The sequence below is a fragment of the Bacillus sp. 41-22 genome, assembly GCF_025809295.1.
GTDB classification, from domain to species: Bacteria; Bacillota; Bacilli; order Bacillales; family Bacillaceae_G; genus Bacillus_A; species Bacillus_A mycoides.
The window spans coordinates 4,365,757-4,391,840 of the sequence record NZ_CP084035.1 but is presented as its reverse complement, the minus strand read 5'-3'; the positions used below and the strand labels follow the sequence as shown (position 1 = coordinate 4,391,840).

The 26,084-nt window shown below is 36.4% G+C and carries 23 protein-coding genes and 3 other annotated features; of the genes, 17 read left to right on the top strand and 6 right to left on the bottom strand.

Annotated features, from left to right (window positions below; all coding sequences use genetic code 11):
• Positions 1-5 precede the first annotated feature (5 nt).
• On the bottom strand, positions 6-368 hold the full coding sequence (locus tag LCF45_RS22480; protein ID WP_002129343.1) for a hypothetical protein: 363 nt from the start codon (positions 366-368) through the stop codon (positions 6-8).
• Between the two features lie 13 nt (positions 369-381).
• Entirely contained in the window at positions 382-756 is a 375-nt protein-coding gene (locus LCF45_RS22475; RefSeq protein WP_002034233.1) for a hypothetical protein, read from the bottom strand.
• A 146-nt stretch (positions 757-902) separates the two neighbouring features.
• Between LCF45_RS22475 and LCF45_RS22470 the strand changes: the two genes are divergently transcribed.
• Positions 903-1,445 (top strand): sigma-70 family RNA polymerase sigma factor, encoded by a 543-nt coding sequence (locus LCF45_RS22470; RefSeq protein ID WP_003191713.1) that lies wholly within the window; start codon positions 903-905, stop codon positions 1,443-1,445.
• 21 nt (positions 1,446-1,466) lie between these two features.
• Positions 1,467-2,495 (top strand): DUF4179 domain-containing protein, encoded by a 1,029-nt coding sequence (locus LCF45_RS22465; RefSeq protein ID WP_016127522.1) that lies wholly within the window; start codon positions 1,467-1,469, stop codon positions 2,493-2,495.
• 26 nt (positions 2,496-2,521) lie between these two features.
• Here the strand turns inward: LCF45_RS22465 and LCF45_RS22460 are convergent, their stop codons facing one another.
• From LCF45_RS22460 to sspI, 3 genes are all read right to left on the bottom strand, one after another.
• Complete coding sequence (locus tag LCF45_RS22460) at positions 2,522-3,235, bottom strand: CPBP family intramembrane glutamic endopeptidase (RefSeq protein WP_002129340.1); 714 nt, start codon at positions 3,233-3,235, stop codon at positions 2,522-2,524.
• A 139-nt stretch (positions 3,236-3,374) separates the two neighbouring features.
• Positions 3,375-3,932: an HD domain-containing protein gene (locus LCF45_RS22455; protein ID WP_002129339.1), complete on the bottom strand. Its 558-nt coding sequence runs from the start codon at positions 3,930-3,932 to the stop codon at positions 3,375-3,377.
• A 179-nt stretch (positions 3,933-4,111) separates the two neighbouring features.
• Positions 4,112-4,321: a small acid-soluble spore protein SspI gene (gene sspI, locus LCF45_RS22450; RefSeq protein WP_000009511.1), complete on the bottom strand. Its 210-nt coding sequence runs from the start codon at positions 4,319-4,321 to the stop codon at positions 4,112-4,114.
• 82 nt (positions 4,322-4,403) lie between these two features.
• Here sspI and LCF45_RS22445 point away from each other — a divergent pair, with 82 nt between their 5' ends.
• From LCF45_RS22445 to LCF45_RS22420, 6 genes are all read left to right on the top strand, one after another.
• On the top strand, positions 4,404-5,201 hold the full coding sequence (locus tag LCF45_RS22445) for a TrmH family RNA methyltransferase (protein ID WP_002015458.1): 798 nt from the start codon (positions 4,404-4,406) through the stop codon (positions 5,199-5,201).
• A gap of 92 nt (positions 5,202-5,293) precedes the next feature.
• Positions 5,294-5,522, top strand: a binding site (T-box leader).
• 43 nt (positions 5,523-5,565) lie between these two features.
• Complete coding sequence (gene pheS, locus LCF45_RS22440; protein WP_002015457.1) at positions 5,566-6,600, top strand: phenylalanine--tRNA ligase subunit alpha; 1,035 nt, start codon at positions 5,566-5,568, stop codon at positions 6,598-6,600.
• An 18-nt stretch (positions 6,601-6,618) separates the two neighbouring features.
• On the top strand, positions 6,619-9,039 hold the full coding sequence (pheT, locus tag LCF45_RS22435) for a phenylalanine--tRNA ligase subunit beta (RefSeq protein WP_002129337.1): 2,421 nt from the start codon (positions 6,619-6,621) through the stop codon (positions 9,037-9,039).
• Between the two features lie 151 nt (positions 9,040-9,190).
• Positions 9,191-9,442: a binding site (T-box leader), on the top strand.
• 52 nt (positions 9,443-9,494) lie between these two features.
• Positions 9,495-10,886, top strand: a complete 1,392-nt coding sequence (gene asnS, locus LCF45_RS22430; RefSeq protein ID WP_002167595.1) for an asparagine--tRNA ligase — start codon at positions 9,495-9,497, stop codon at positions 10,884-10,886.
• Between the two features lie 129 nt (positions 10,887-11,015).
• Positions 11,016-11,918: an SDR family oxidoreductase gene (locus LCF45_RS22425; protein ID WP_002129335.1), complete on the top strand. Its 903-nt coding sequence runs from the start codon at positions 11,016-11,018 to the stop codon at positions 11,916-11,918.
• Positions 11,919-12,000: 82 nt separating this feature from the next.
• Positions 12,001-12,135 carry a YuzL family protein gene (locus LCF45_RS22420; protein ID WP_002112167.1) on the top strand — a complete coding sequence of 45 codons (135 nt, stop codon included), beginning with the start codon at positions 12,001-12,003 and terminating at the stop codon, positions 12,133-12,135.
• A gap of 217 nt (positions 12,136-12,352) precedes the next feature.
• Here the strand turns inward: LCF45_RS22420 and rnhC are convergent, their stop codons facing one another.
• Positions 12,353-13,291 carry a ribonuclease HIII gene (rnhC, locus tag LCF45_RS22415; RefSeq protein ID WP_033731395.1) on the bottom strand — a complete coding sequence of 313 codons (939 nt, stop codon included), beginning with the start codon at positions 13,289-13,291 and terminating at the stop codon, positions 12,353-12,355.
• A 123-nt stretch (positions 13,292-13,414) separates the two neighbouring features.
• On the opposite strand from rnhC, the gene zapA reads away from it, so the two are divergent.
• The 9 genes from zapA to LCF45_RS22370 all read left to right on the top strand — a co-directional run bounded on the left by zapA (position 13,415) and on the right by LCF45_RS22370 (position 26,048).
• The gene (gene zapA, locus LCF45_RS22410; protein ID WP_002112165.1) at positions 13,415-13,684 is read left to right on the top strand and encodes a cell division protein ZapA; all 270 of its coding nucleotides are present in this window, start codon (positions 13,415-13,417) and stop codon (positions 13,682-13,684) included.
• Positions 13,685-13,686: 2 nt separating this feature from the next.
• Positions 13,687-14,226 carry a CvpA family protein gene (locus tag LCF45_RS22405; RefSeq protein WP_002129333.1) on the top strand — a complete coding sequence of 180 codons (540 nt, stop codon included), beginning with the start codon at positions 13,687-13,689 and terminating at the stop codon, positions 14,224-14,226.
• Positions 14,227-14,281: 55 nt separating this feature from the next.
• The gene (gene polX, locus LCF45_RS22400; protein WP_050001030.1) at positions 14,282-16,000 is read left to right on the top strand and encodes a DNA polymerase/3'-5' exonuclease PolX; all 1,719 of its coding nucleotides are present in this window, start codon (positions 14,282-14,284) and stop codon (positions 15,998-16,000) included.
• 19 nt (positions 16,001-16,019) lie between these two features.
• Positions 16,020-18,380, top strand: a complete 2,361-nt coding sequence (locus tag LCF45_RS22395) for an endonuclease MutS2 (protein WP_002184859.1) — start codon at positions 16,020-16,022, stop codon at positions 18,378-18,380.
• A gap of 196 nt (positions 18,381-18,576) precedes the next feature.
• Entirely contained in the window at positions 18,577-19,266 is a 690-nt protein-coding gene (locus LCF45_RS22390; protein WP_263894293.1) for a 23S rRNA pseudouridine(2604) synthase RluF, read from the top strand.
• Between the two features lie 107 nt (positions 19,267-19,373).
• Positions 19,374-19,624, top strand: a binding site (T-box leader).
• 113 nt (positions 19,625-19,737) lie between these two features.
• Positions 19,738-21,063: a branched-chain amino acid transport system II carrier protein BrnQ6 gene (gene brnQ6, locus LCF45_RS22385; RefSeq protein ID WP_002088895.1), complete on the top strand. Its 1,326-nt coding sequence runs from the start codon at positions 19,738-19,740 to the stop codon at positions 21,061-21,063.
• A 460-nt stretch (positions 21,064-21,523) separates the two neighbouring features.
• Complete coding sequence (gene isdC, locus LCF45_RS22380) at positions 21,524-22,282, top strand: heme uptake protein IsdC (RefSeq protein WP_263894292.1); 759 nt, start codon at positions 21,524-21,526, stop codon at positions 22,280-22,282.
• Between the two features lie 23 nt (positions 22,283-22,305).
• Entirely contained in the window at positions 22,306-22,764 is a 459-nt protein-coding gene (locus tag LCF45_RS22375; RefSeq protein WP_002067448.1) for an NEAT domain-containing protein, read from the top strand.
• A gap of 32 nt (positions 22,765-22,796) precedes the next feature.
• Positions 22,797-26,048 (top strand): NEAT domain-containing protein, encoded by a 3,252-nt coding sequence (locus LCF45_RS22370; protein WP_263894291.1) that lies wholly within the window; start codon positions 22,797-22,799, stop codon positions 26,046-26,048.
• Positions 26,049-26,084 lie beyond the last annotated feature (36 nt).

The following is a 26,084-nucleotide window of genomic DNA, read 5'->3' as shown; positions in this document are numbered from 1 at the left end:
TCTTTTTAAAGAGTGAGATATAAAAAATGATAACCAGCTACGGAGCACAGCCCTGTTATAAACAAAATTGTTCCCATAGCACGAATGCTGGATATTTGTCTTCCACTTATAATAGCTAATAGTCCAGCTAAAGAGAAGAAACACCAATATAAAGTTCCTGAAATTGGAACCATCCCCTCTAAATCTATTCCAAAACCTATACAAATGATAGGAACAACGATAAGCGATATGCTAATTAAACCAGCTATAACGATAAATGATTTTCGATATTTCATTCCGGCAGCAATTAAAAAAATGCCAACGATGCCTTCACATAATAACAAAATAGGGGCTAAGATAAGCCAAATAAATAAGTTGGTAGATTCCATATGTAATAACCCCTTAACGAATAAAAGATGAATCAGGCATGGACATGAGTTGATAGCAAATAGCTGCAAACAGTCCTATTGAGAAAATAATGAATCCCATGTTGCGTATACTCTTAATTTTTGAACGTACCCCATTCAATCCTGCTAATAAACCAGCTAGAGAGAAAAGTATCCAATATAGGACAGGTGGAATGTGGAGAACGGTCTCTCCATTGATCCCTTTGTTCAAAAAAATAAAAGGCATTATAACGAATGAAAAGCAAATAATCCCCATTAAGATAACAAGTAATTTCCGATATTTAATTCCTGTTACCATTAAAAAAATACCACCAGCAATCCCGCATAGTAAGAGAAGTGGCGTAAAAAGTATCCAAATAATACTGAACATATGTAAACTCCTTTAAGTTAATTAAGTTATATTTTACTACATGAGGTTTATTTTGGATATTATTAATAAATATGTATAAATTGATAGAAATGAGAAGCAACGATACGAATTAATAGATGTAGAGAACGTTAGAGAGGAGGGGACATATGAAAATTAAAGAAGAGAACGTTGCAATGCAACTACGGAAAAGGAACGAAAAAGCATTATATTTTATTATCGACCGGTACAGCGGACTTATAAAAAGTATTATTCAGAAGCATTTAGCCTCTTTTCAAGATGTACAAGAGGAATGCATGGATGATGTGTTATTGGCAATTTGGAATCATATTGAAAAGTATGATGAGGAGAAAAATACTTTAAAAAATTGGATTGCAGCTATTACAAAATATAAATCTATCGATTATGCGAGGAAATATGCGAAGACAGTAAACGAAAAAGGATTAGATCAAATAGGTGAAATAGCGGTACATACCGATACTACTAAAAATGAAATTAGTAATGATATGGAACATATATTAGATCATTTAAAGAAGAACGATAAAGAAATCTTTATGAAGCATTACGTTGAAGAAGACAGTGTAGAAGAGATTGCAGAGAAAATGGGGATGAAAACTTCTTTTATATACAATCGTCTGTCGAGAGGCCGGAAGAAGCTAAGGGCATTATTTTTACATAATCGAATGAAGTAAATAAGAAAAGGGGTGAAGGAAATGAAAGATCCGTATGAAATGTTAAATGATCTAAAAATTGATGAAAATGAATATAAAGAAGTTAACTTAACTCATATAGAGAAAAAGAAAATACAAAAGCGAATTAGCAAAAAGATAAGAAAGAACAAAGGTCATACGAAACGTAATATAGCTATTGTAACATCGGCTGCGGCATTATTTATTATGATGATGACTGTAGATATGAGAAGGATGATTGCGGATATACCGTTAATCGGAAGTAAAATGGAAGACTACGTAAACAGTAGAGGGGAACCTTTAAAAGAATATAAAACGACAATAGGACAAACAGTTTATGATAACGGTGTAGAAGTAAGGTTAGATGAAGTGATGATAGATGAAGGGCAGATTATTGTTAATAGTACGTTTAAGTCTAACAGTGTTAATCTGGGAGATATTTTTTTACCGTACCCAGATGTTTATATAAATGGAAAAGAGTTAAATGGTAGTGGTGGTGGAGGTAAACAAAGAGTAAATGATTATACATACACATTTTTTACTACTACAAATTTGAAAGATTCACAAATGAAGCCAATGGAATTGGATGGGGAACTAGATATACAAATTATATATAGAAGACTTATGCCGTTAAAAGATAAAACCTCAATAAAAGGAGAATGGGGCTTTTCCTTCAAAGCATCTGGAGACAAATTAAAAGCTGAAACGAAAACAATCCCAATCCATAAACATTTTAAATTAGAAAATGGTCAAAAAATAGAAGTGGAAGATTTAAAAGTTTCTCCTATATCTACGAAGTTGAATTATAAAATGTTGAATGGAACGAAATTAGAGGTGAAATTTATCGCGAAAGATCAAGATGGAAACGAGTTAATACCCGACTCAGGTCTTACATTATCGAAAAATAGTTATTGGCGATTTGAAAAACTAGAAGATAGTGTAACGAAAATTATTCTGACGCCTGTTCTAACTTCTGGTGAAGAGGGAGAAAAGAAAACGAATTACCGAAAAGTGTTAACGGAAGAAGAGTTTGAAGTTGTGATAAAAGAGTGAAAGAGGTATCGCGATGATACCTCTTTTTAACTCAAGAATGCCAACATATTATTCATAATATGAAATAACATAGCTGGAATAATGGATTTTGTTTTTTTACATAAAATAGCCATTAATAATCCCATGAAGAAAGTAATTACCATTACTCCAAGTGAGTATGTATGAGCGATACCGAAGAAGAAGCTTGTTATGATGGCTGCAATCCAAAATGGAAAGCGTTCTGAGAAGAAGCGAAGTATAAAACCACGGAAAATAAGCTCTTCAAAAATTGGTGTGAGTATAGCGAAGCCGAGAAGTAATAATATTTGATACTGCTTAAAAACGTCTAAGTTTAGTGCGGAAGATTGCTGCTTCGTTGCGTCTTGGAACACATAATTTAACAAGATGTAATTGAGTATAATGTTTATAGCGAAGAAAAGAAGTAAGTATACGTATGTACGCCATTCTTTAAGTACTTTAAAGTTAAAAGATTTTAGTAGTAATTTTTTTGCGGGTTCGAATTTGAAAATGAAGAATAACAACACGGCTAGTTGTAATATGATACTTGCAGTATTTGCAATAGATTCATACAGGGCAATTTGTTTTTTATCTGTAAGGCCGGCTGTATAAATTGTTAAGGGCATTGCGAGGAACACAGTAATAAGTCCGGTTCCGAAAAAAGCGAATAAAACGGAGCTAATAAATTGTCCCCATGACATAGAGTATTTCTGTTCATTAGAAAGTTGTGTAGCGGGTTGCATTTGTAAAACCACCTCTTTATATTTGTATATTTAATTATAAAGTATTTTGCTTTTGAGTGTAACATTTAAATATTACATACAAAGGTGTATTTTTCGCAAAATAATAAAAGAGGTATCACCCTATAGTGATGCCTCTTTCTCATTGATAACTATGTTCTGCCTTGTCATTCAATTTCTTTTGCTCTATTTGTAATTCACGCTCTACCAATCGGTCTAATTGCTGAATTGCTTTCAATGCTTTTTCATAAGAAATCGTTCTATAATGATGCGCTCCGCCCGGTTCTTCATCTGCTTCGTCTGCCCATTTAATAATGTTTTGAAGAGATGTTCTTTCAATTTCTTGCTGTACTAAGAAAGAATCTGTATGAAGAAGAATCGCAATAGAAATTTCTTTTGCTAGTTTAGGATGTTCTCCTAATCTAATAAGCAATTTATGAGATCTTTCTGCCCCTTTAATCGCATGTATATCATTCTTTTTATACAAGTCATAGTCCCATTCGCCGCCCGTGTACCACGTATGATGTCCGATATCATGAAGGAAGCCAGCCTTTGTCGCAGCATCGACTGAGGCGTGATGCTTTTTGGCTAAGTGAAACGCATGATAAGCGACAGCAATCGCGTGGACCATTCCAGAACGGTTTACATATTTTTGCGTAATGTGATGTTTAAAAATTTGTTCAAGCGTAATACGGTGCATAAAACATTCACTCCTTTTATCCAATGATGTATATGAAGAAAAATCGATCGGTTTAAATGTATTTTGAACATTGTACTCCATCGGGGTAGCGTTAGTAAAGTAGAAATGTTTAGGAGAAGAAAAATTTTATAGACATAAAAGGTCACCTTAGTTTTTTTTCTAAGGTGACCTTTTATTGCTTATTTTTTTAATCCTTGCTCCAGTGTTCCTAACATTTCGTGTTTTTCATTTTCATCAGCATTTTTCCAAATGACTTCGAATAAAACGCCAAGACCTGGAAGCATTTTTTCTTCACCGCTTTGAATTGCATCGACAATCGTTTCTTGTAATTGGTCTTGTGAATTTCCAGATACATTCGCTAATACCGCGCCGCGTAAATTAAAACTCATTATCTTCACCTCTTCTTCAGAATTGAAACTGACGTTAGTTTTTGTTCTTTTTTATGTAAATATGTATGAAAAATAGGCTATAATGATAAGACAAGAAGAGAGGGAAATACATATTATGAAAAACATTGATTCAGTACAAAACCCGCGTGTGAAGCAGTGGAAAAAGCTGCAGACGAAAAAAGAGCGCGATAACAAAGCTTTATTTTTTGTAGAAGGATTCCATTTAGTAGAGGAAGCGTTAAAGGCAGGAGTTGTAACAGAACTTATCGTTTCAGATCAGACAGATCTTCCGAAAGATTGGACAGTTAATGATGTTGAAATGTATATTGTGCCTGAAGCAATTGTAAAAGTACTCCGCGAAACAGAAACAACGCAAGGTGTATTTGCTGTTTGTGAGAAACATGAGAAAGAAGTAGCTCTTACTGATGGGAAATTTCTTTTATTAGACGGCCTTCAAGACCCAGGTAATTTGGGAACGATTATTCGTACAGCGGATGCAGCTGGTATTCATGCCGTTGTGCTTGGAGAAGGGTGCGTTGATGTTTATAATAGTAAAGTACTACGATCTACACAAGGTTCTATTTTCCACTTACCGGTTGTAAAAGGGAACTTAGAAGAATGGGTAGACAAGTTAAAAGAAAATAACGTCCCTGTATATGGAACAGCTCTTGAAAATGGAGTTCCATTTGGTGAAGTAACCCCGGCTGGAAGTTTTGCATTAATTGTAGGGAATGAAGGAAGCGGCGTACGCCAAGAAATTCTGGCGAAAAGTGATCAAAACTTGTATATTCCGATTTACGGCGGGGCAGAATCATTAAATGTTGCGGTTGCAGCAGGGATTTTAACGTATTATTTACAAAGCCCAGTTGCGAATCGATAAAAAACTTCTTATAATAAGTTGAAGTACATGTTCATAAAAAAGTGGTGAAATGAGTATCGAACTTTTTTGAACATATAATAAAAGTATATTAATGAAAAACGTTGATAGAGAAGAGTAGCTTACAAAATCGCCATATAGGGAGAGAGTGCCGTAGACTGAAAGCATTCTTATGGTAGATGGAAGTGAATTCACCTCTGGAGTTGGCGCCAGGACCATTTATATGTAAAGGCGTTCCGGTCAGAATTGATCGTTATAACTAATGAGTGGGCAGACTTGTTCTGTCAATTTAGGGTGGTACCGCGAATTTACCTCGTCCCTTTTTGGGAGCGGGGTTTTTTTATTTTTAAAATTAGGAGGGTTCCAAATGGAAGCACGTTTAAAAGAGCTAAAGCAAAAAGCGTTAGAGCTTATTGAAGAAGCGAAAGAGCTAAAGGGCTTAAACGACGTACGCGTAGCGTATTTAGGGAAAAAAGGTCCAATTACAGAAGTATTACGCGGCATGGGAAAATTATCAGCAGAAGAGCGTCCACGTATGGGAGCATTAGTAAATGAAGTACGTGAAGCGATTCAAACGCGTCTAGAAGACAAAATTGGCAACTTAGAAAAAGCAGTAATTGAGGCGAAATTAGCTACTGAAACAATTGATGTTACACTGCCAGGTCGTCCTGTTGAAACAGGTTGTCACCATCCGTTAACAGCAGTTGTTGAACAAATTGAAGATGTATTCATCGGTATGGGTTATGAAGTAGCTGAAGGGACGGAAGTAGAAAAAGACTACTACAACTTCGAAGCATTAAACTTACCGAAAGATCACCCAGCGCGTGATATGCAAGATACATTCTACATTACAGAAGAAACGTTACTACGTACACATACATCTTCTGTGCAAGCACGTACGATGGAAAAGAATAAAGAAAAAGGACCGATTAAAATTATTTGTCCTGGTAAAGTGTATCGCCGCGATGACGATGATGCGACGCATTCACACCAATTCATGCAAATTGAAGGTCTTGTAATTGATAAAAACATTCGCATGAGTGACTTAAAAGGTACACTGCAAGTATTCGTGAAAAAGATGTTCGGTGAAGATCGTGAAATCCGTCTTCGTCCAAGTTTCTTCCCATTCACAGAGCCGTCTGTAGAGATGGATATTTCTTGTATGATGTGTCACGGTAAAGGTTGTGGCACTTGTAAAGGGACTGGCTGGATCGAAATTTTAGGAGCAGGTATGGTTCACCCGAACGTACTTGAAATGGCTGGTTATGATTCAAAAGAATATCAAGGTTTCGCATTCGGTATGGGCGCAGAGCGTATCGCAATGTTGAAATACGGCGTAGATGACATTCGTCATTTCTATACAAATGATGTACGTTTCTTACAACAATTCAAACGAGCGTAAGGGAAGGAGAGGATAAATATGTTCGTATCATATCGTTGGTTACAAGAGTATGTAGATATTAAAGATGTAACAGCACAAGAACTAGCAGACAAAATCACGAAAAGTGGTATTGAAGTAGAAGGTGTTGAAGTATTAAATAAAGGTGTAAAAGGTGTTGTAGTTGGTCACGTATTAGAATGTGAAAAACACCCAGAAGCTGATAAATTAAGCAAATGCTTAATCGATATCGGTGAAGAAGAGCCGGTTCAAATTATTTGTGGTGCTGCTAACATTGCAAAAGGTTTAAAAGTACCAGTTGCAAAAGTTGGCGCTGTACTTCCTGGTAACTTCAAAATTAAAAAAGCAAAACTACGCGGGGAAGCTTCTCACGGTATGGTTTGTGCTCTTCAAGAGCTTGGTATTGATGGGAAATTCGTTGCGAAAGAATATGCAGACGGTATCTTCATCTTCCCAAGTGATGCTGAAGTTGGTGCAGATGCACTTGAAATTTTAAATTTAAATGATGAAGTACTTGAGCTTGGTTTAACACCAAACCGTGCAGATTGCTTAAACATGTTAGGTGTTGCATATGAAGTAGCTGCTATTTACGGCCGTGAAGTAAAACTTCCAGCTATCGACTTACAAGAAACAGCAGAAAAAACTTCTGATTACATTTCTGTAAGTGTAGAAGCGAAAGAAGAAAACCCATTATATATTGCAAAAATGGTTAAAAACGTAAAGATTGGTCCATCACCAATGTGGATGCAAACTCGTCTTATGGCAGCTGGCATTCGTCCAATTAGTAATGTAGTTGATATTACAAACTACATTTTAATGGAATACGGTCAACCGTTACATGCATTCGATTACGATAAATTAGGTTCAAAAGAAATCGTTGTTCGTCTTGCAAAAGAAGGCGAAAAGATTCAAACATTAGATGCTCAAGAACGTACGTTACAAAGCCACCATCTTGTAATTACAAATGGCACAAAAGCGTTAGCTGTTGCTGGTGTAATGGGCGGAGCGGATTCTGAAGTTGATAGCGAGACAGTAAACGTTCTAATTGAGTCTGCATACTTTGCAGGTCAAACAGTGCGCCGTACATCAAAAGACTTAGGTCTTCGTAGCGAATCAAGTGCACGTTTTGAAAAGGGAATCGACCCAACACGTACATTTGAAGCAATTCAACATGCAGCTGCTTTAATGGCAAAATACGCTGGTGGAGAAGCACTTGAAGGTGTAGTAGAAGCTGATAACTTACAAGTACAAGAACGTACAGTATCTGTTACAGCTGAAAAAGTAAACCGTGTATTAGGTACAGATATTTCTGCGAGTGAAATGGGTACAATGTTCACAAACCTGAAATTCCCATTCACAGAAGTAGAAGGAACATTCCATGTAAATGTACCAGCACGTCGTCCTGACATTACAATTTCAGAAGACTTAGTAGAAGAAGTAGGTCGTCTGTATGGTTATGATCACATTCCAGTTACATTACCATCTGGAACAATGACACGTGGTAAATTAACATCAGCACAAACGAAACGTCGTAAAGTACGCCGCTTCCTAGAAGGTGCTGGTTTATATGAAGCAATCACATATTCATTAACAAGCGCTGACAAAGCGAAACAATATATGGTTGAGCCGAACGAAAAAGCTCCTGTAAATCTTGCGCTTCCAATGAGCGAAGAGCGTAGCCAACTTCGTTTAAGCTTAGTGCCACAATTGTTAGAAGCAGTTTCATACAATGTTGCACGTAAAAACGACAGCGTTGCATTATATGAAGTAGGTTCTATCTTCTTACCAACAGAAGCAGGAGAACTTCCGAAAGAAGAACAACATCTTGCAGGTGTTATGACAGGTCTTGCTCTTCACCATGCATGGCAAGGTGAGAAGAAAGTTGTAGACTTCTTCGTTGTTAAAGGTGTATTAGAAGGATTATTCGACGTACTTGGCGTGGCAAATCAAATCACTTATGCACCAGCAAAACGTGAAGGTATGCACCCAGGCCGTACAGCTGACATCGTATTAGATGGTGAAGCAATCGGATTCATCGGTCAATTGCACCCGGAAACAGAAAAACAATTAGATGTGAAAAATACATTCGTATTCGAATTATCTCTTGCAAAAGTATTCGGTGCAGACGCTGAGGAAACTTACTACTTAGCAATTCCACGTTTCCCATCTATGACACGTGATATGGCTGTTGTAGTAACAACAGAAACAAAAGCTGGTGAAATGAAGCAAGTCATTGCTGAAGCTGGCGGAGAACTTCTGAAAGACGTAGCACTATTCGACTTATACGAAGGTGAAAAAATGGAAGAAGGCAAGAAATCACTTGCATTCTCTATGAACTACTTCGATGCAGAACGTACATTAACAGACGAAGAAGTAACAGAAGCGCATAACCGTGTATTAACAGCGGTAGAAGAGAAATTTGGTGCGGAGTTACGTAAGTAAAAAAAATTGCCGGATTAATTCCGGCAATTTTTTTATGGCACGATTGTCGGAAAATGTCGGTAAGTCGATATATTATAAAAATCGCTGATATATTTTCTGGCATCTTGCATCTTTCTCTCGAATGTAGTACATTAATTTTAGTTTAACAAAACGAAAGACGATGATAAGGAAAAGTAGTATATACTATAATCCAAAGCGAGTCAGGGACGGTGAGAGCCTGATGAGGCGGTATATGTGAAGAACACCTTGGAGTTGCTAACCGAAATTGAAGCTTGTATTCAAGAGTAGACTTAGACGGGAATCCGGCCTGTTACAAACCGGGAAGTATGTATTACATACGAGTTAAAGTTGGTCTTTATGACAAATTGGGTGGTACCGCGAAGTTTAACCTTTCGTCCCTTTATGGATGAAAGGTTTTTTTGTATTTAAATATATGAGTAAAGGAGAATTTTACTATGGAAAACACATTAGTAAAAAGTCTGTATAGAGATACAGATAAATACGCAGATCAAACAGTACAAGTATCGGGTTGGATTCGTAACTTACGTGATTCAAAAGCATTTGGTTTCATCGAATTAAACGACGGTAGCTTCTTCAAAGGTGTTCAAATCGTTTTCGATACAGAATTAGAGAACTTCAAAGAAATTGCAAAGCTTCCACTAAGCTCTTCAGTTAAAGTAGAAGGTAAAGTAATTGCAACACCTGGAGCGAAGCAACCATTTGAAATTAAAGCAGAAAAAATTGATATCGAGGGCTTATCAGATTCTGATTACCCACTTCAAAAGAAGCGTCATACGTTTGAATACTTACGTACAATCGCTCACTTACGTCCAAGAACAAATGCATTCTCAGCAACATTCCGCGTGCGTTCTATCGCAGCATTTGCAATTCACCAATTCTTCCAAGAGCGTGGATTCGTACATGTTCACACACCAATTATTACTGGTAGTGATACAGAAGGTGCAGGCGAAATGTTCCGCGTAACAACGCAAGATTTAAACAACGTAGCAAAAGGTGAAGACGGACAAGTTGACGAATCAAAAGACTTCTTCGCTAAAGAAACAAACTTAACAGTAAGTGGACAGCTGAACGCTGAAGCTTATGCATTAGCATTCCGTGATGTGTACACATTCGGACCTACATTCCGTGCGGAAAACTCAAACACAACTCGTCACGCAGCGGAGTTCTGGATGGTTGAGCCTGAGATTGCATTCGCTGAGTTAGGCGATGTAATGGATCTTACAGAAGATATGCTGAAATATGCAATGAAATACGTACTAGAGCATGCACCAGAAGAAATGGACTTCTTCAACAGCTTCGTTGATAAAACAGTTCTAGAGCGCATGAACAACGTAATCAACTCTGACTTCGGTCGCATCACTTATACAGAAGCAATTAAAGTACTTCAAGAATCAGGTGCTGAATTCAAATACCCAGTAGAATGGGGTATTGACTTACAAACAGAGCACGAAAGATACTTATCAGAAGAAATCTTCAAACGCCCTGTATTCGTAACTGACTATCCGAAAGACATTAAAGCATTCTACATGCGTATGAACGAAGATGGTAAAACAGTAGCAGCTACTGATCTTCTAGTTCCTGGCATCGGCGAATTAATCGGCGGAAGTCAACGTGAAGAAAGAATGGACGTTTTAGTAGACAGAATTAAAGAATTAGGTATGAACGAAGAGGACTACTGGTGGTACTTAGAACTTAGAAAATACGGCGGTACAAAACACGCTGGATTCGGTCTAGGTTTCGAGCGCTTCCTAATGTACATCACTGGCATGGCTAACATCCGTGACGTAATTCCATTCCCAAGAACTCCAGGTTCTTCTGAGTTTTAAGATGAAAAAAGCGAGAGCAACTGCTCTCGCTTTTTTTGTTTGGAAAAATGTTGTTCATAGGTTCGTTCATATCTCACATATAGTAAAACGAATGAAATATTTATGGGCAAGGGAAGGGGTTTTTGTACAATGGGGGAGATTCCAAGTCATACAAAGTGGACACTGCATGACAAGTATGTGGTGATTACTGGTGCAACAAGTGGTATTGGATTAGCGGCAGCTAAGACATTTGCAGAGCGCGGTGCCAAACTAGGAATCATTGCACGTAACGAGGAAAAAGCGAATGCTGCTATTGCTCAAATTAAGGATGTAACGAATGGGGATGTGATGATAGATCTATTTTTAGCTGATATGGCTTCCCAACAATCTATACGCCGGGTAGCTACTGATATTTTGGAAAGGTGTCCGAGAATAGATATATTAGTGAATAATGCTGGTGCTTTATTTCAAACAAGGCAGCTTACAGAGGACGATTTGGAGATGACTTGGGCGGTTAACCATTTAGGTCCATTCCTAATCACTAATTTGCTGTTGGAGCGTTTAAAAGAAAGTGCTCCTGCTCGTGTTATCACCACCGCATCTCACGGTCACAAAATGGCTAAAAAGGGAATTGATTTCGGTGATTTAGATGCAGAACAACTTTATCGTGGTGTTAAGAAATTTATGGGTGGTCCTACAATGCGTTATGCTCAATCAAAACTAGCAAATATTTTATTTACCGCTGAATTGGCAAAGAGGTTGGAGGGGACGGGTGTTAGTGCATACAGCTTCGATCCAGGGCTAGTGGCTACGAATTTCAACCAGGACAATGGTCTAGTTGCTCGCTTAACTATGGCAGCAATGAAACCTTTCTCTCGTACACCCGAGAAAGGTGCTGAAACTCTAATATGGCTAGCAGAATCAACTGAATTTACTGATCATAGTGGTTATTACTATGCCGATAAGCAAATAGGAAAAATGTCTGAAGCTGCCTTGGATAAGGATGCCGCAAAACGTCTATGGGACATTAGTGAAAAACAGACAGGAGGATAAAAGAGTAGCCAGTATATGTTCAGATGGTTATGCTGAATAGTTTTTTACTCTTAAGTGAAAAGTAATCTTGGGGGTGATTGTAATGAGTAAGAAAGTGAAAACAGACCATTCTAGATCAAGCTTAGGTTCTCCGGAAGTGGAAGGACAAGGAACGACTACGCATGAAACGGGTTCTTATAAAGTACCTTCATCAAATAAGAAGCAGAAACGAAGTTAAACATAAAAAGGGAGTCATGGAGACTCTCTTTTTTAGGTGAATAGTAAATGAATATACATCAGTCTAAATTTAAATATATAGATATACAGAATGAGTGCGGCGAAAATAGGAACGTGTGAGATCCTATTTATCCATTTTTCATTCATAAAAGGCGAAAAGAATTCAATTCTTTTCGCCTTGTTTAGTTCATCCATATCCTGTCGATACTAAAAAGTAGTTATTTTTTCAGTAACCGAAACGCCTTCTCTGTATTAGCAAAATGCACTTTCACAAATTCAGGTAGTCTTTCTTTACCGACTTTTTGAATTAATTTAGCAGCGGCAATATCAACTTGTTTACCAGCACCTTTCGGAAGTTGCATACCAGCTTTTTTGCTTAGTTCGTCAAATTGTTTTACGAATGAGTAACGAGCTAAAATGGAAGCGGCGGCTACTGCTAAATGGACACTTTCACCTTTTGTAGCGAAGTAAACATTTTCACGCTGTACCTGTTTTTGTTTCGCTAAATATTTATAGTATGTATCAGGCTGTGTAAATTGGTCGATTAAGATACCCTCAGGTGTTGTAGGTGCAATTTTAGCCAATAAGTTTGTGATGGCTTTGTTATGCAGTAAAGCTTTTAGTTTACCTTGGTTGTTTCCTTTATCAAATAGCTCGTTATATTTTTCATTATGAAGAACGAGGGAGCTGTAAGGAACAACGTGAAGGAGTTGTTTTGCAATCTCAGCAATTTGAGCATCATTTAAGTTTTTGGAGTCTTTTACACCGAGTTCTTTTAAAAGTGGAATTTGCTTCGCATCCACATATACAGCAACAACTGTCATCGGTCCGAAGTAATCACCAGTACCTACTTCATCGGACCCTAAAATCGACATTGTACCAATAGAAGAAGGTGGTGCATATTGATGCGAATTGACCGATTTTTTTACAGCGGATTTTGGTGTTTGAGAGACAGTTTGCCAACGAGAAGCCTCTGCTTCAGCACGTCCACCCTGAAACATCACTTTTCCTGATTTATAAGCTGTAATTGTGCAAGATTGAACTTTTGCCATAAAGATACCGCCTTGCGGAATTTTGGGGCTAAGTGCTTGTTTGTATTGTTGTTTCATGTCTTCAATTACCGTAGAACTTGTTTGTATTACGATAGAATTTGACAAAATGGTCGCTCCTTTTTTATGTTGTTATTTTTATCATATCGGATTGTTCTTTCTGTTTCCATATTATGATGGTTCATGGTATGATAAACTTTAGGATTCTGTACGTGATTGGAGGCCGGTGAGTTGTCACAACAAAAGGGAAATAAAAGTCGAATTAATGTAGAAATATATGGCCAACAGTATTCAGTTGTTGGCGATGAAAGTACAAGTCATATCCGCATGGTAGCAGCGATTGTGGATGATAAAATGCGCGAACTCAATGCCAAGAATCCTTCGCTTGATACGAGTAGACTAGCGGTATTGACGGCGGTAAACGTCATACACGATTACATAAAATTAAAAGAAGAACATGAGAAATTGAAAGAAAGTATGACACAAAAAGGAATTGAATAAACATGATTGATATTATTATCATTTTATTGCTTGTTATGGGATTCTTCCTCGGTTTACGCAGAGGATTTATTTTGCAACTTGTAAAGTTAACAAGCTTTATTATCGCATACCTCGTTGCATACTGGTATTGTAAAGATTTAGCGCCAGCACTTGCGAAAATTATTCCGTATCCATTTGATAAGAATGTTTCTGTTCCAGAATGGATAGATGCGAATAATATTGAGGGTGTCTTCTATCAAGCAATTGCGTTTATCGTATTATTTATTATTACAAAAATCGCACTTTCACTACTTGGTAATTTACTGAATATGTTTGCAGAAATCCCAGTTTTAAAGCAAGTCAATGCGGTTGCTGGGGCACTTCTTGGCTTTTTAGAAGTGTATATCATTCTGTTTGTCTTAATTATTGTTGGAACAATTCTTCCAATTGAACAAATACAAACACCATTACAAAAATCATCAATTAGCAAAATAATTGTAGACGATACACCGATTCTTTCTGAAAAGGTGAAGGAACTATGGCAGACAGGTAGCAGAGTGTAACTTCTCTTTTTTCGGAAAGAGAAGTTTTTTTCTATGAAAGAAAGGCGGGGCAATGATGAAAGTGAATAAAAAACAAGTTATCAAATTACTAGAGACAATCGGCCTATTTATGGAACTAAAGGGCGCGAATCCATTTAAAATATCTGCATTCCGTAAAGCGGCGGCAGCACTAGAAAGTGATGACCGTAGTCTTTCTGAAATTGAAGATTTCACAAAGATTCCAGGTATCGGAAAAGGAACGGCAGCAGTTATTCAAGAATATATAGAATCGGGAACATCTGAAGTACTACAAGAACTTGAAAAAGAAGTACCAAGCAGTTTATTACCACTATTAAAACTACCAGGCCTTGGTGGTAAGAAGGTGGCCAAGTTATACAAAGAACTTGGTGTTGTTGATATGGAAACGTTAAAAGCTGTTTGTGAAGAAAATAAAGTACAAGCTTTAGCTGGATTCGGTAAGAAAACAGAAGAGAAAATATTAGAAGCAATTGATCAAGTAGGCTCTCGTCCAGAGCGTTTACCAATTGCGATGGTATTGCCTATTGCCGGGGAAATAGAGGAGAAATTGTCGAATGTTGCTGAAATAATTCGTTTCTCACGCGCTGGTAGTTTACGCCGTGTTCGTGAGACAGTGAAGGACTTAGATTTCATCATTGCAACGACAGAGCCAGCAGTAGTGCGTGAACATTTACTACAATTTGATAATATGATTGAAGTGATTGCAAGTGGAGATACGAAAGTATCTGTTCGTCTTCAATATGAATATGATATTTCAATTGACTTCCGCTTAGTAAAACCAGAAGAATTTATTACAACTCTTCACCATTTCACCGGATCAAAAGACCATAACGTAAAAATGCGCCAAATTGCGAAAGATAGAGGCGAGAAAATTAGTGAATACGGTGTGGAAATCTTAGACACAGGTGAAGTGAAAACATTCGAAACAGAAGAAGCATTCTTCGCCCACTTTGGCCTTCCATTCATCCCACCAGAAGTGCGTGAAGATGGAAAAGAAATTGAATTAATTAGAGAGTATCCGAACTTAATTCAGTTCTCTGATATACAGGGTGATTTACATATGCATACAACGTGGAGTGACGGTGCTTTTTCAATTGAAGAAATGGTACAAGCGTGCCGCGCTCATGGATATAAATTTATGGCAATTACTGATCACTCGCAATACTTGAAAGTAGCGAACGGTTTAACGAAAGAGCGTCTTCGTGAACAAGCGAAAGAAATTGAACGTATGAATGAAAAGTATCCAGACATTACAATTTTGCGCGGGATTGAAATGGACATTTTACCAGATGCGACACTTGATTTTGACGATGAAGTATTAGCAGAACTAGATTATGTCATTGGAGCTATTCACTCAAGCTTCTCACAAGACCGTGAAACGATTATGAAGCGTCTTCGCACTGCACTTGAGAATAAGCATGTCACAATGATTGCCCATCCGACAGGACGTCTTCTTGGGCGCCGTGAGGGTTACGATGTAGATACAGATTTATTAATCCAGCTCGCAAAAGAAACAAATACAGTTTTAGAATTAAATGCAAATCCAAACCGTCTAGATTTAAGCGCGAAATTATTAAAACAAGCACAAGATGCTGGTGTAAAAGTAGCGATTAATACGGATGCCCATACACTTGAAATGTTAGAAGATATGGAAACAGGTGTAGCAGCAGCGCGTAAAGGTTGGATTCAAAAAGATAACGTGATTAACACATGGGATATTGAACGTTTATTAGACTATATTAAACGTAATAAGTAATACAGGGGGGACCTGCAACATGTTAGAACGAACGTTGCGTGTATTAGAATACAATAAAGTAAAAGAACAATTACTTGAACATACAGCATCTTCACTTGGTCGTGATAAAGTGAAGAATTTAGTGCCAAGCACAGATTTTGAAGAAATTGTGGAATTGCAAGAAACAACGGATGAGGCAGCGAAAGTCATCCGTTTAAAAGGACATGTACCACTTGGAGGGATTTCTGATATTCGTTCAAATATTAAGCGTGCGAAAATTGGAAGTATGTTAAGTCCTTATGAATTAATTGAAATCGCAAGTACGATGTACGGTAGTCGCCAAATGAAACGTTTCATTGACGATATGATTGACAACGGTGTTGAGCTTCCAATTTTAGAAACACATGTCGCGCAAATTGTGTCTTTATATGATTTAGAAAAGAAGATTACAAATTGTATTGGTGACGGCGGTGAAGTAGTCGATAGCGCAAGTGACAAATTGCGTGGTATTCGTAATCAAATTCGTACTGCGGAAAGCCGTATTCGTGAGAAATTAGAAAACATGACGCGTTCTTCAAACGCGCAAAAAATGTTATCAGATGCAATTGTAACGATTCGTAACGAACGCTACGTAATCCCGGTAAAACAAGAATACCGCGGCGTATATGGTGGTATTGTTCACGATCAATCTGCTTCTGGACAAACATTATTTATCGAACCGCAAGTAATCGTGGAATTAAATAACGCACTTCAAGAAGCACGTGTGAAAGAAAAACAAGAAGTAGAACGCATTTTAATGATGTTAACGGAAGAAGTAGCAGTGGAAGCTGATATTGTTTTATCAAACGTAGAAGTAGTTGCAAATCTTGATTTTATTTTTGCGAAAGCTCTTTATGCGAAGCGAATTAAAGCGACGAAGCCAATCGTAAATAATGAACGCTACATGGATTTAAAACAAGCACGCCATCCGCTTATTGATCCGGAAATTATCGTGCCAAATAACATTATGCTTGGTAAAGACTTTACAACAATCGTTATTACAGGACCGAATACAGGTGGTAAAACAGTTACACTTAAAACAGTCGGTATTTGTGTCTTAATGGCGCAATCTGGTCTTCATATTCCAGTAATGGATGAATCAGAGATATGTGTATTTAAAAACATCTTTGCTGATATCGGTGATGAGCAATCGATTGAACAAAATTTAAGTACATTCTCTTCTCATATGGTAAACATTGTAGATATTTTAGAAAAAGCTGATTTTGAAAGTTTAGTCCTCTTTGATGAATTAGGTGCTGGGACAGATCCGCAAGAAGGGGCTGCACTAGCGATTTCTATTTTAGATGAAGTATGTAACCGTGGTGCTCGCGTTGTTGCAACGACGCATTACCCAGAATTAAAAGCATATGGATACAATCGTGAGCAAGTTATTAATGCGAGCGTTGAGTTCGATGTGAATACATTAAGCCCAACGTACAAATTATTAATCGGTGTACCAGGACGTAGTAACGCCTTTGAAATTTCGAAGCGTCTTGGTTTGTCTGATCGAGTTATTGATCGCGCTCGTAACCATATTAGTACAGATACGAACAAAATCGAAAATATGATTGCAAAGCTAGAAGAAAGCCAAAAAAATGCAGAGCGTGAACGAAAAGAAGCGGAAGAGCATCGTAAGCAATCTGAAAAACTTCATCGTGAATTACAACGTCAAATTATTGAATTTAACGATGAGCGCGATGAAAAATTATTAAAAGCGCAAAAAGAAGGGGAAGAAAAAGTCGAAGCTGCAAAGCAAGAAGCAGAAGGCATTATTCAAGAACTTCGTCAATTGCGTAAAGCACAGCTTATAAACGTGAAAGACCATGAGCTTATTGAAGCGAAGAGCCGTCTAGAAGGTGCGGCGCCAGAGCTTGTGAAGAAACAAAAAGTAAACGTGAAAAACACAGCGCCAAAACAACAATTACGCGCAGGTGATGAAGTAAAAGTGTTAACGTTCGGTCAAAAAGGTCAATTGCTTGAAAAAGTAAGTGATACAGAGTGGAGCGTACAAATTGGTATTCTGAAGATGAAAGTGAAAGAATCCAATATGGAATACATTAATACACCGAAGCAAACTGAGAAAAAAGCAGTCGCAAGTGTGAAGGGTAGAGATTATCACGTGTCGTTAGAGCTAGACCTTCGCGGCGAACGTTATGAAGATGCAATGATGCGCGTTGAAAAATATTTAGACGATGCACAGCTTGCAAGCTATCCTCGTGTATCAATTATTCACGGCAAAGGAACAGGAGCGCTTCGCCAAGGTGTACAAGATTACTTGAAGAAACATCGCGGCGTGAAAACCTACCGCTACGGTGATATGGGCGAGGGAGGCCTAGGCGTAACAGTTGTCGAATTAAAATAGCAAACAACCAAACAAAAGGGGAAACCATTATATGTTTATGGACAAACTTGCAAAAGTATTGTTAGCTTGTTGCGGAATATTTTTGGTAATTGGGGTTATTTATTTAGTTGTTTTTGCGAAGTAAAGGAGCGTCAATCTTGGCATAATGATATCGCCATGGATTGACGCTTTTAATCTATAAGAAAAGGAACAAAACATGAAAATCAACCAATACATAAGCGAAGCAAAATCCTGCTCAAGACGTGAAACAGACCGTCTCATTAAAGCAGGACGTGCCTGTATTAACGGTGAAGTATGTACGCACGGTGCACTCGTTAATGAAGGTGATATTGTAACGATTGATGGGCAAGTTATTGTAAAAGAAGAGAAAGAAAAGGTGTATATTGCCTTCCATAAACCAGTCGGAATTACTTGTACAGCAGCTGAACATATTGAAGATAATATTATTGATTATATCGATTATCCAGAACGAATCTTTCCTGTTGGACGATTAGATAAAGCATCGGAAGGACTCATCTTATTAACGAATGACGGTGCGATTGCGAATCAAATTTTGCACGGTGATTATGAGCATGAGAAAGAATATGTTGTCACTGTTGATAAGCCGTTTACAGATTGGTTTATTGATGAGATGTCCAGCGGTGTAAAGATTAAAGATGGAATGACGAAGCCATGTAAAGTGACGAGAGTTAATCAGTCTACATTCCGCATCGTTTTAACGCAAGGAATGAACAGGCAAATTCGTAGAATGAGTCGTGCTTTCGGATTTACTGTAACAAAGCTAAAGCGAGTGCGCATTATGAATATAGAGCTAAATGAGCTTGAAGCTGGAAAATGGCGAGACATTACACCTAAGGAATTAGAAATATTAATAGGGCAGTTATAGGGAGGAAAGTTTTCTCCCTATATTTTTTTGTCAGAAAAAATAAAACTATTGATTTTTTAAAAAATAGCCCATATAATAAAAAACAACAAGTTTCGACAACATATTTTATAAAAGTAATGATGAGGACATGAGTTGTTTTTGACGATTTTCAGAGAGGGAAGCCTTAGGCTGTGAGCTTCCTAATACGGAAAGACAAACTTACCACCTCTAAACTTCAAGAGTGAACTGCAGATGCATTGTAATTCTTGGCGGATAAAACCGTTATCAATTTACACGAGCTATAAAATGAGCTTATTTCGTTATAAATTCATTTTATTAGAATAAGGGTGGAACCACGATTTCAACACTCGTCCCTTTGTTAGGGACGGGTGTTTTTTGCGTTCTTTTACGGGGAAGTATGCTTGAAAGAGGATATGTGACGGATTTTAATTCAGAATATTTTGTCAATAAAATAATTAGGAGGTAGTAGAAATGAAATCATCTTTAAAGTTTTCTGAGATGTTTGCAATAAGCTTAATGTTATTTGCACTGTTTTTCGGTGCCGGTAATATGATTTTCCCACCAGCGTTAGGGCAAGGTGCTGGAACAGATGTATGGATCGCGTTATTTGGCTTTATCGTAACAGGTGTAGGACTGCCTTTATTAGGAGTTATTGTTATAGCTCTAAAGGGAGATATTAATGAATTAGCAAGACGTGTACATCCTGTATTCGCGCTAATTTTCATTACTGCAATTTATTTATGTTTAGGCGTATTTGTTAGTGTGCCACGTACAGGGACTGTTGCTTATGAAATGAGTGTTGCACCGTTTTTACCAAGTGAGATAGCTGGTCAATCCTATCCACTTGTTATCTTTACATTTATTTTCTTTGCAGTAACTTTCTATTTAGCATTAAACCCATCGAAATTAGTGGGGCGCATTGGTAAAGTGTTAACTCCAATTTTATTAGCTGTTATTGCAATTATTGTAGCGAAAGCAATTATGACTCCAATGGGAGAGTTTGGTGCCCCTACAGAAGCGTATAGTGCCCCGCTCTTTAAAGGTTTTATTGATGGATATTTAACTTTAGATGGACTTGCAGCACTTGTTTTCGGAAATGTTGTGATCAATGCTTTAAAAGCAAAAGGCATTACAAATAAGAACAGTATTGCGAAAGTAACAATCTTTGCAGGATTTATTGCAGCACTTGGCTTACTTCTTGTTTATTTAGCACTTGCTTACCTTGGAGCTTCAAGTGTTTCACTTGGAATGGGAGCAAACGGCGGAATTATTTTAACAAACGTCGTGAATCATTTATTTGGTAGCTACGGAACATTATTACTAGGTATCGCAATTACAGCAGCATGCTTAACAACTTCTGTCGGTATTGTAGCAGCTTGTGGAGAATATTTTTCTTCGTTATTACCAAAGCTTTCTTATCAAAAAGTCATTTTCATTTTCTCTGTATTAGCATTTATGGTAGCAAATCTTGGTTTAACTCAGTTAAACGCATTAGCATTACCAATCTTAATTGCAATTTACCCAATTGGTATCGTACTGATCGTATTATCACTTGTTGAAAACTATATTCGTCTTCCATTAGCTATGTATGTAGGCGGTATTGTAGGCGCATTTGCAATTAGCTTCTTTGATGGATTGCACAATGCAAATCTTCAAGTAGCGGCCCTTGCTCCTATTTTAGATGAAATTCCATTATATAGTGTAGGGATTGGTTGGTTAGTTCCGGGTATCATTGGAATTGCAATTGGATATGTAGTTTCTTTATTTCAAAAGCAAGAAATTGCTGTAGAAAAATAAGGGAAAGAGGCTTTCTTTAAAAGAAAGCCTCTTTTTTTGTAGAAAAATTATATATAGAAGAATTCAGATATTAAAAATTTTATACGTAATATAGTTGACAAAAAAATTACCAGTAGGCTAAGATTGACTTAGTTATGGAAATATTGGAAGGGAAGAGGTTTTCTATGACTATATCATTTTTGTAAGAAGAGGTGATAGAACGATAGAATTAGGCGGTTTATTTTTTTTGAAATTCGTTGAGAATGATAATCAATAAAATGATGAAAGAGTTTTATGTTTATTCTTATAGGAAAAATTGGTGGGATTATTTTTTCATCTATCAATGAGAATGATAATCAATATATTTCTAACTACATAGTGTTACTCGTTATAAAATAGAGATAGAAAGATTATTTTTTTTCTTATATATTGAGAATAATTATCATTTTCAAAAAAGAAAAACAAGGAGGCAGTAAGGTAAATGAGAAAGTTTTCGGTATTACCCGCTTTTATTATGACATTCGTATGTATGCTAGCTTTTCTCGTAGTGCCATTCGGACAAGCTTCGGCAAATGTAGTTGACGGTACTTACGATATTAACTATGTCATACAAAAAGCAGAAAATGATTCAGCTTCAATGGCAAATGATTATTTTGAAAAACCAGCTAAGTTAATTGTAAAAAATGGTGAGATGAGAGTACAAATTCCTATGAATCATAGTGCTTGGATTACAGAATTTAAAGCACCAGAGAACGGGAACTTTGTTGATGCAAAAGTTGTTAGTAAAGATGAATCTGCAGATAAAAGAACTGTAGAGTTTAAAATAGACGACTTATCTAAACCAGCAGCTGTAAAAATTCATGTTGTTGTACCGAACGTAAATTATGACCATAACTACACAATTCGCTTTGCGTTTGATGCAAATGTAAAAGCAGTAGGTGGAGAGAATAAGGAAACTGCTGCAACAAAAAATGAAGATCAAACTCAAAAAAATACACAAGTAAAAGAAGAAGTGAAGAAAGAAGAGAGCAAAGAAACAAACAAAGAAACAAACAAAGAAACAAACAAAGAAACAAGCAAAGAAACAAACAAAGATGTAAATAAAGGAACAAATGAAAGTGGGAAAGCTGAAAAAACAGATAACCCAAAAACAAGTGATGAAGCACGTATCGGATTATTTGCAGCATTACTTCTTATTTCAGGTGTTTTCTTAGTTCGTAAAGTGAAGTTAGGTAAATAAATCTTTGGAAGGGCGATGAATATATGTTTAAACAATTTAAAATGATTATTGCCGTATTTGCTGTCTTATTTACGTTTATAGCAACACTAGGGTTACAAGATGCAAAAGCTGCTACACAACTAGCTGATGGAAAATATAATATTGCTTTTACTGTATGGAAAGGCGATAAAGATGAATCATCTAGAATGAATAGTTATTTTGAAAGTCCAGCAACATTAACAGTTAAAAATGGAAAACAATACGTTTCATTGAAAGTGAAAGATAGTGTTTCTATTAAAAGTTTCCAAGTAGAAAAAGATGGTCAATTTTTAGAAACAACAGTCTTAAGTGAAAACAAAAAAGAGAATACTAGAGTAGTAGAATTTGAAGTAGCTGACTTGTCAGAAAAACTAAAAGGAAAGGTGAAAATTAACATCCCAATTATTAATTATAACGCTTCATATGATATTCGTTTTGTATTTGATGGGAACAGCATTAAATAATTGGAATTTTTTAAAAAAGGAGAGTCATTCTATTGAACAGGTATTTTAAAATTGTTGTTGCAATGTTTCTAACGATTTTCACATTCGTATCAACGCTACAACCACTTGCAGTTCAAGCTGCTAGTCAACTAGCTGACGGTGAATATTCAATCGGTTTCAAAGTTCTTAAAGACACATCAGATGAAGAATCCATGATGAATCAATACTCTGTAAGTCCAGGAACTTTAAAAGTGAAGAATGGGAAAAAGAAAGTATCCTTTACATTAGAACATAGTTCATGGATTACAAAGTTTGAAACGGAAAAAAGTGGTCAGTTTGTTGCGACAAATGTAATTAGTGAAGATCAAGAAAAAGATACAAGAGTCGTAGAATTTGATGTGGACGATGTAGAGAAGGTATTAAATGCGAAAGTAAAAGTAGACATTGATTTTTTAAATTATCATCATGACTATGATGTGCGTATTGCATTTGATCAAAATAGTATTACACCGATTCATGTAGAACAACCAAATGAAAAAGAGGACCCAGCTAATAAGCCAGATCCAAATGAAAATCCGGATCCGAGTCAGAAGCCCGACCAAAAGCCTGACCCAGATCAACAACCAAATTCTAACACAATTAAAGATGGAGAGTACAGCATTCCATTTAAAGTGTTAAAAGATCAAACAGATGAAGAATCTAAGATGAATACTTACATGGTAAATCCAGGGGTATTAAAAGTAGAAAACGGTAAGAAAAAAGCAATTGTAACGTTAAAAAATAGCTCATTAATTAAAAATTTCCAAACGGAAAAAGATGGCGCATTTGCTGATGCAAAAGTAGTGAGTGAAGATCAAGAAAAAGATACAAGAGTCGTAGAATTTGAAGTAGACGATTTATCTAAAAAACTAAATACAAAAGTATTTATTGAAGTGGCATCACAAGGTTACAAGCAAACACATAATGTACAACTTTTATTTGAACAAGATAAACTTGAACAAATTAAAAATGAAGAGAAACAACCGGAAGTAGAAAAACCAGATACTGAAACAATTAAAGATGGTGAGTACAGCGTTCCGTTTAAAGTGTTAAAAGATCAAACAGATGAAGAATCTAAGATGAATACTTACATGGTAAATCCAGGGGTATTAAAAGTAGAAAATGGTAAGAAAAAAGCAATTGTAACACTAAAAAGTAGCTCATTAATTAAAAATTTCCAAACGGAAAAAGATGGTGCGTTTGTTGATGCAAAAGTAGTGAGTGAAGATAAAGAAAAAGATACAAGAGTAGTAGAGTTTGAAGTAAACGACTTATCTAAAAAACTAAATACAAAAGTATTTATCGAAATGGCATCAAGAAACTATAAGCAAACACATGATGTGCAACTTTTATTTGAACAAGATAAGCTTGAAGAAATTAAAAATGAAGAGAAACCAGAAGTAGAAAAACCAGAAGTAGAAAAACCAGAAGTAGAGAAACCAGAAGTAGAGAAACCGGAAGTAGAAAATCCAGATGCTGAAACAATTAAAGATGGTGAATACAGTATCAATTTCAAAGCTTTAAAAGATCAAACAGAAGAAATTTCAATGATGAACACGTATACAAAGAGTCCAGGCGTGTTAAAAGTGAAAGATGGTAAAAAATATGTATCATTCACATTAACGAATAGCGCTTGGATTACAAAGTTTGAATTTGATAAAAATGGTGCGTTTGTTGATGCGAGTGTATTGAGTGAAGATACGAAAGCTGATACGCGTGTAGTGGAAGTGGAAGTAGCAGATTTATCGAAAAAATTGAACGCAAAAGTAAAAGTCGACATCGATTCAATGAATTATCATCATTTCTATGATATTCAATTTGCATTTGATAAAGATAGCATTAAACCGTTAGATAACCAAGGCGGAAACGACAACCAAGGCGGAAATGATAACCAAGGTGGAAACGACAACCAAGGCGGAAACAACAACCAAGGCGGAAATGGTAACCAAGGTGGAAACGACAACCAAGGCGGAAACGACAACCAAGGCGGAAATGATAACCAAGGCGGAAACGACAACCAAGGCGAAAACGACAACCAAGGTGGAAACAACAACCAAGGTGGAAACAACAACCAAGGCGGAAACGACAACCAAGGCAATAATACAACAATTGATCCAAACGCTCTTAAAGACGGTGAATACAGCATTGGCTTTAAAGTATTAAAAGATCAAACAGAAGAAATATCAATGATGAATACATACACAAAAAGCCCAGGTGTATTGAAAGTAAAAGATGGTAAGAAATATGTATCGTTTACATTAACAAATAGTACATGGATTACAAAGTTTGATTTTGAGAAGAATGGCTCGTTCGTTAATGCAAAAGTATTAAGTGAAAATAAAGAGCAAAATACAAGAGTAGTAGAAGTAGAAGTAAATGATTTGTCTGAAAAATTAAATGCAAAAGTAAAAGTAGATATTGATTCAATGAATTATCACCATTTCTACGATGTTCAATTTGTATTTGATCAAGATAGTATCAAAGCTTTAGGGAACCAAGGTGGAAACGATAACCAAGGTGGAAACGATAACCAAGGCGGAAATGATAACCAAGGTGGAAACGACAACCAAGGTGGAAACGACAACCAAGGCGGAAATAATACACCGAAAGTAATAGTTGATCCGAAAAATTTAGTAGATGGTCAATATGATATTACATTTAAAGTGTTAAAAGACAAAACAGAAGAACTTTCAAAGATGCATGACTATACTGTAAATCCAGCAAAATTAATCGTTAAAGATGGTAAAAAGTACATTGAGATGACGCTGAAAAATAGTGCGTGGATTACGAAATTCCAAACAGAAAACAATAGTCTTTTTGCTGATGCAAAAGTAGTAAGTGAAGATAAAAATGCAAATACGCGAGTAGTACAATTTGAAGTAGAAGATTTATTTAAAAAATTAAATGCAAAAGTGAAAGTAGACATTGATGAGATGAACTACCACCACTTCTACGATGTCCAAATTCAATTTGATACAAATAATATTGGTGCGTTAGGGACTATTAAAGAGGATCCAAAAAAAGATCCGAAAAATGATCCGAACAATCCAGTGATTACACCGAAAGTAGATAATGTAAAAAAAGTAGATAATCCTGATTTTAACCGAAATGCAGATGATATGAAGAAAAAAGAAGATCAAAAAAATGATTCGAAAAAAGAGAAAAACTCAAAAACGGCAGATACAGCACAACTAGGTTTATACATGGTGCTATTGCTTGGGTCACTTGCTTTACTAGTTCGTAAATATAGAGCAGGTAGATTGTAATTTTTGGAGTCTTGATGCATGTTTGCATGCATCAAG

Excerpts from the sequence above, each read along its gene's own strand:
- sspI (WP_000009511.1), bottom strand. The coding sequence starts at position 4,321 with ATGAGTTTTAATTTACGCGGCGCGGTATTAGCGAATGTATCTGGAAAT.
- LCF45_RS22465 (WP_016127522.1), top strand. The coding sequence starts at position 1,467 with ATGAAAGATCCGTATGAAATGTTAAATGATCTAAAAATTGATGAAAAT.
- LCF45_RS22390 (WP_263894293.1), top strand. The coding sequence starts at position 18,577 with ATGAAAATCAACCAATACATAAGCGAAGCAAAATCCTGCTCAAGACGT.
- LCF45_RS22405 (WP_002129333.1), top strand. The coding sequence starts at position 13,687 with ATGATTGATATTATTATCATTTTATTGCTTGTTATGGGATTCTTCCTC.
- LCF45_RS22470 (WP_003191713.1), top strand. The coding sequence starts at position 903 with ATGAAAATTAAAGAAGAGAACGTTGCAATGCAACTACGGAAAAGGAAC.
- LCF45_RS22425 (WP_002129335.1), top strand. The coding sequence starts at position 11,016 with ATGGGGGAGATTCCAAGTCATACAAAGTGGACACTGCATGACAAGTAT.
- asnS (WP_002167595.1), top strand. The coding sequence starts at position 9,495 with ATGGAAAACACATTAGTAAAAAGTCTGTATAGAGATACAGATAAATAC.
- brnQ6 (WP_002088895.1), top strand. The coding sequence starts at position 19,738 with ATGAAATCATCTTTAAAGTTTTCTGAGATGTTTGCAATAAGCTTAATG.
- LCF45_RS22445 (WP_002015458.1), top strand. The coding sequence starts at position 4,404 with ATGATAAGACAAGAAGAGAGGGAAATACATATTATGAAAAACATTGAT.
- polX (WP_050001030.1), top strand. The coding sequence starts at position 14,282 with ATGAAAGTGAATAAAAAACAAGTTATCAAATTACTAGAGACAATCGGC.
- pheS (WP_002015457.1), top strand. The coding sequence starts at position 5,566 with ATGGAAGCACGTTTAAAAGAGCTAAAGCAAAAAGCGTTAGAGCTTATT.
- LCF45_RS22455 (WP_002129339.1), bottom strand. The coding sequence starts at position 3,932 with ATGCACCGTATTACGCTTGAACAAATTTTTAAACATCACATTACGCAA.
- LCF45_RS22480 (WP_002129343.1), bottom strand. The coding sequence starts at position 368 with ATGGAATCTACCAACTTATTTATTTGGCTTATCTTAGCCCCTATTTTG.
- LCF45_RS22460 (WP_002129340.1), bottom strand. The coding sequence starts at position 3,235 with ATGCAACCCGCTACACAACTTTCTAATGAACAGAAATACTCTATGTCA.
- LCF45_RS22420 (WP_002112167.1), top strand. The coding sequence starts at position 12,001 with ATGAGTAAGAAAGTGAAAACAGACCATTCTAGATCAAGCTTAGGTTCT.
- pheT (WP_002129337.1), top strand. The coding sequence starts at position 6,619 with ATGTTCGTATCATATCGTTGGTTACAAGAGTATGTAGATATTAAAGAT.
- LCF45_RS22395 (WP_002184859.1), top strand. The coding sequence starts at position 16,020 with ATGTTAGAACGAACGTTGCGTGTATTAGAATACAATAAAGTAAAAGAA.
- LCF45_RS22475 (WP_002034233.1), bottom strand. The coding sequence starts at position 756 with ATGTTCAGTATTATTTGGATACTTTTTACGCCACTTCTCTTACTATGC.
- LCF45_RS22375 (WP_002067448.1), top strand. The coding sequence starts at position 22,306 with ATGTTTAAACAATTTAAAATGATTATTGCCGTATTTGCTGTCTTATTT.
- isdC (WP_263894292.1), top strand. The coding sequence starts at position 21,524 with ATGAGAAAGTTTTCGGTATTACCCGCTTTTATTATGACATTCGTATGT.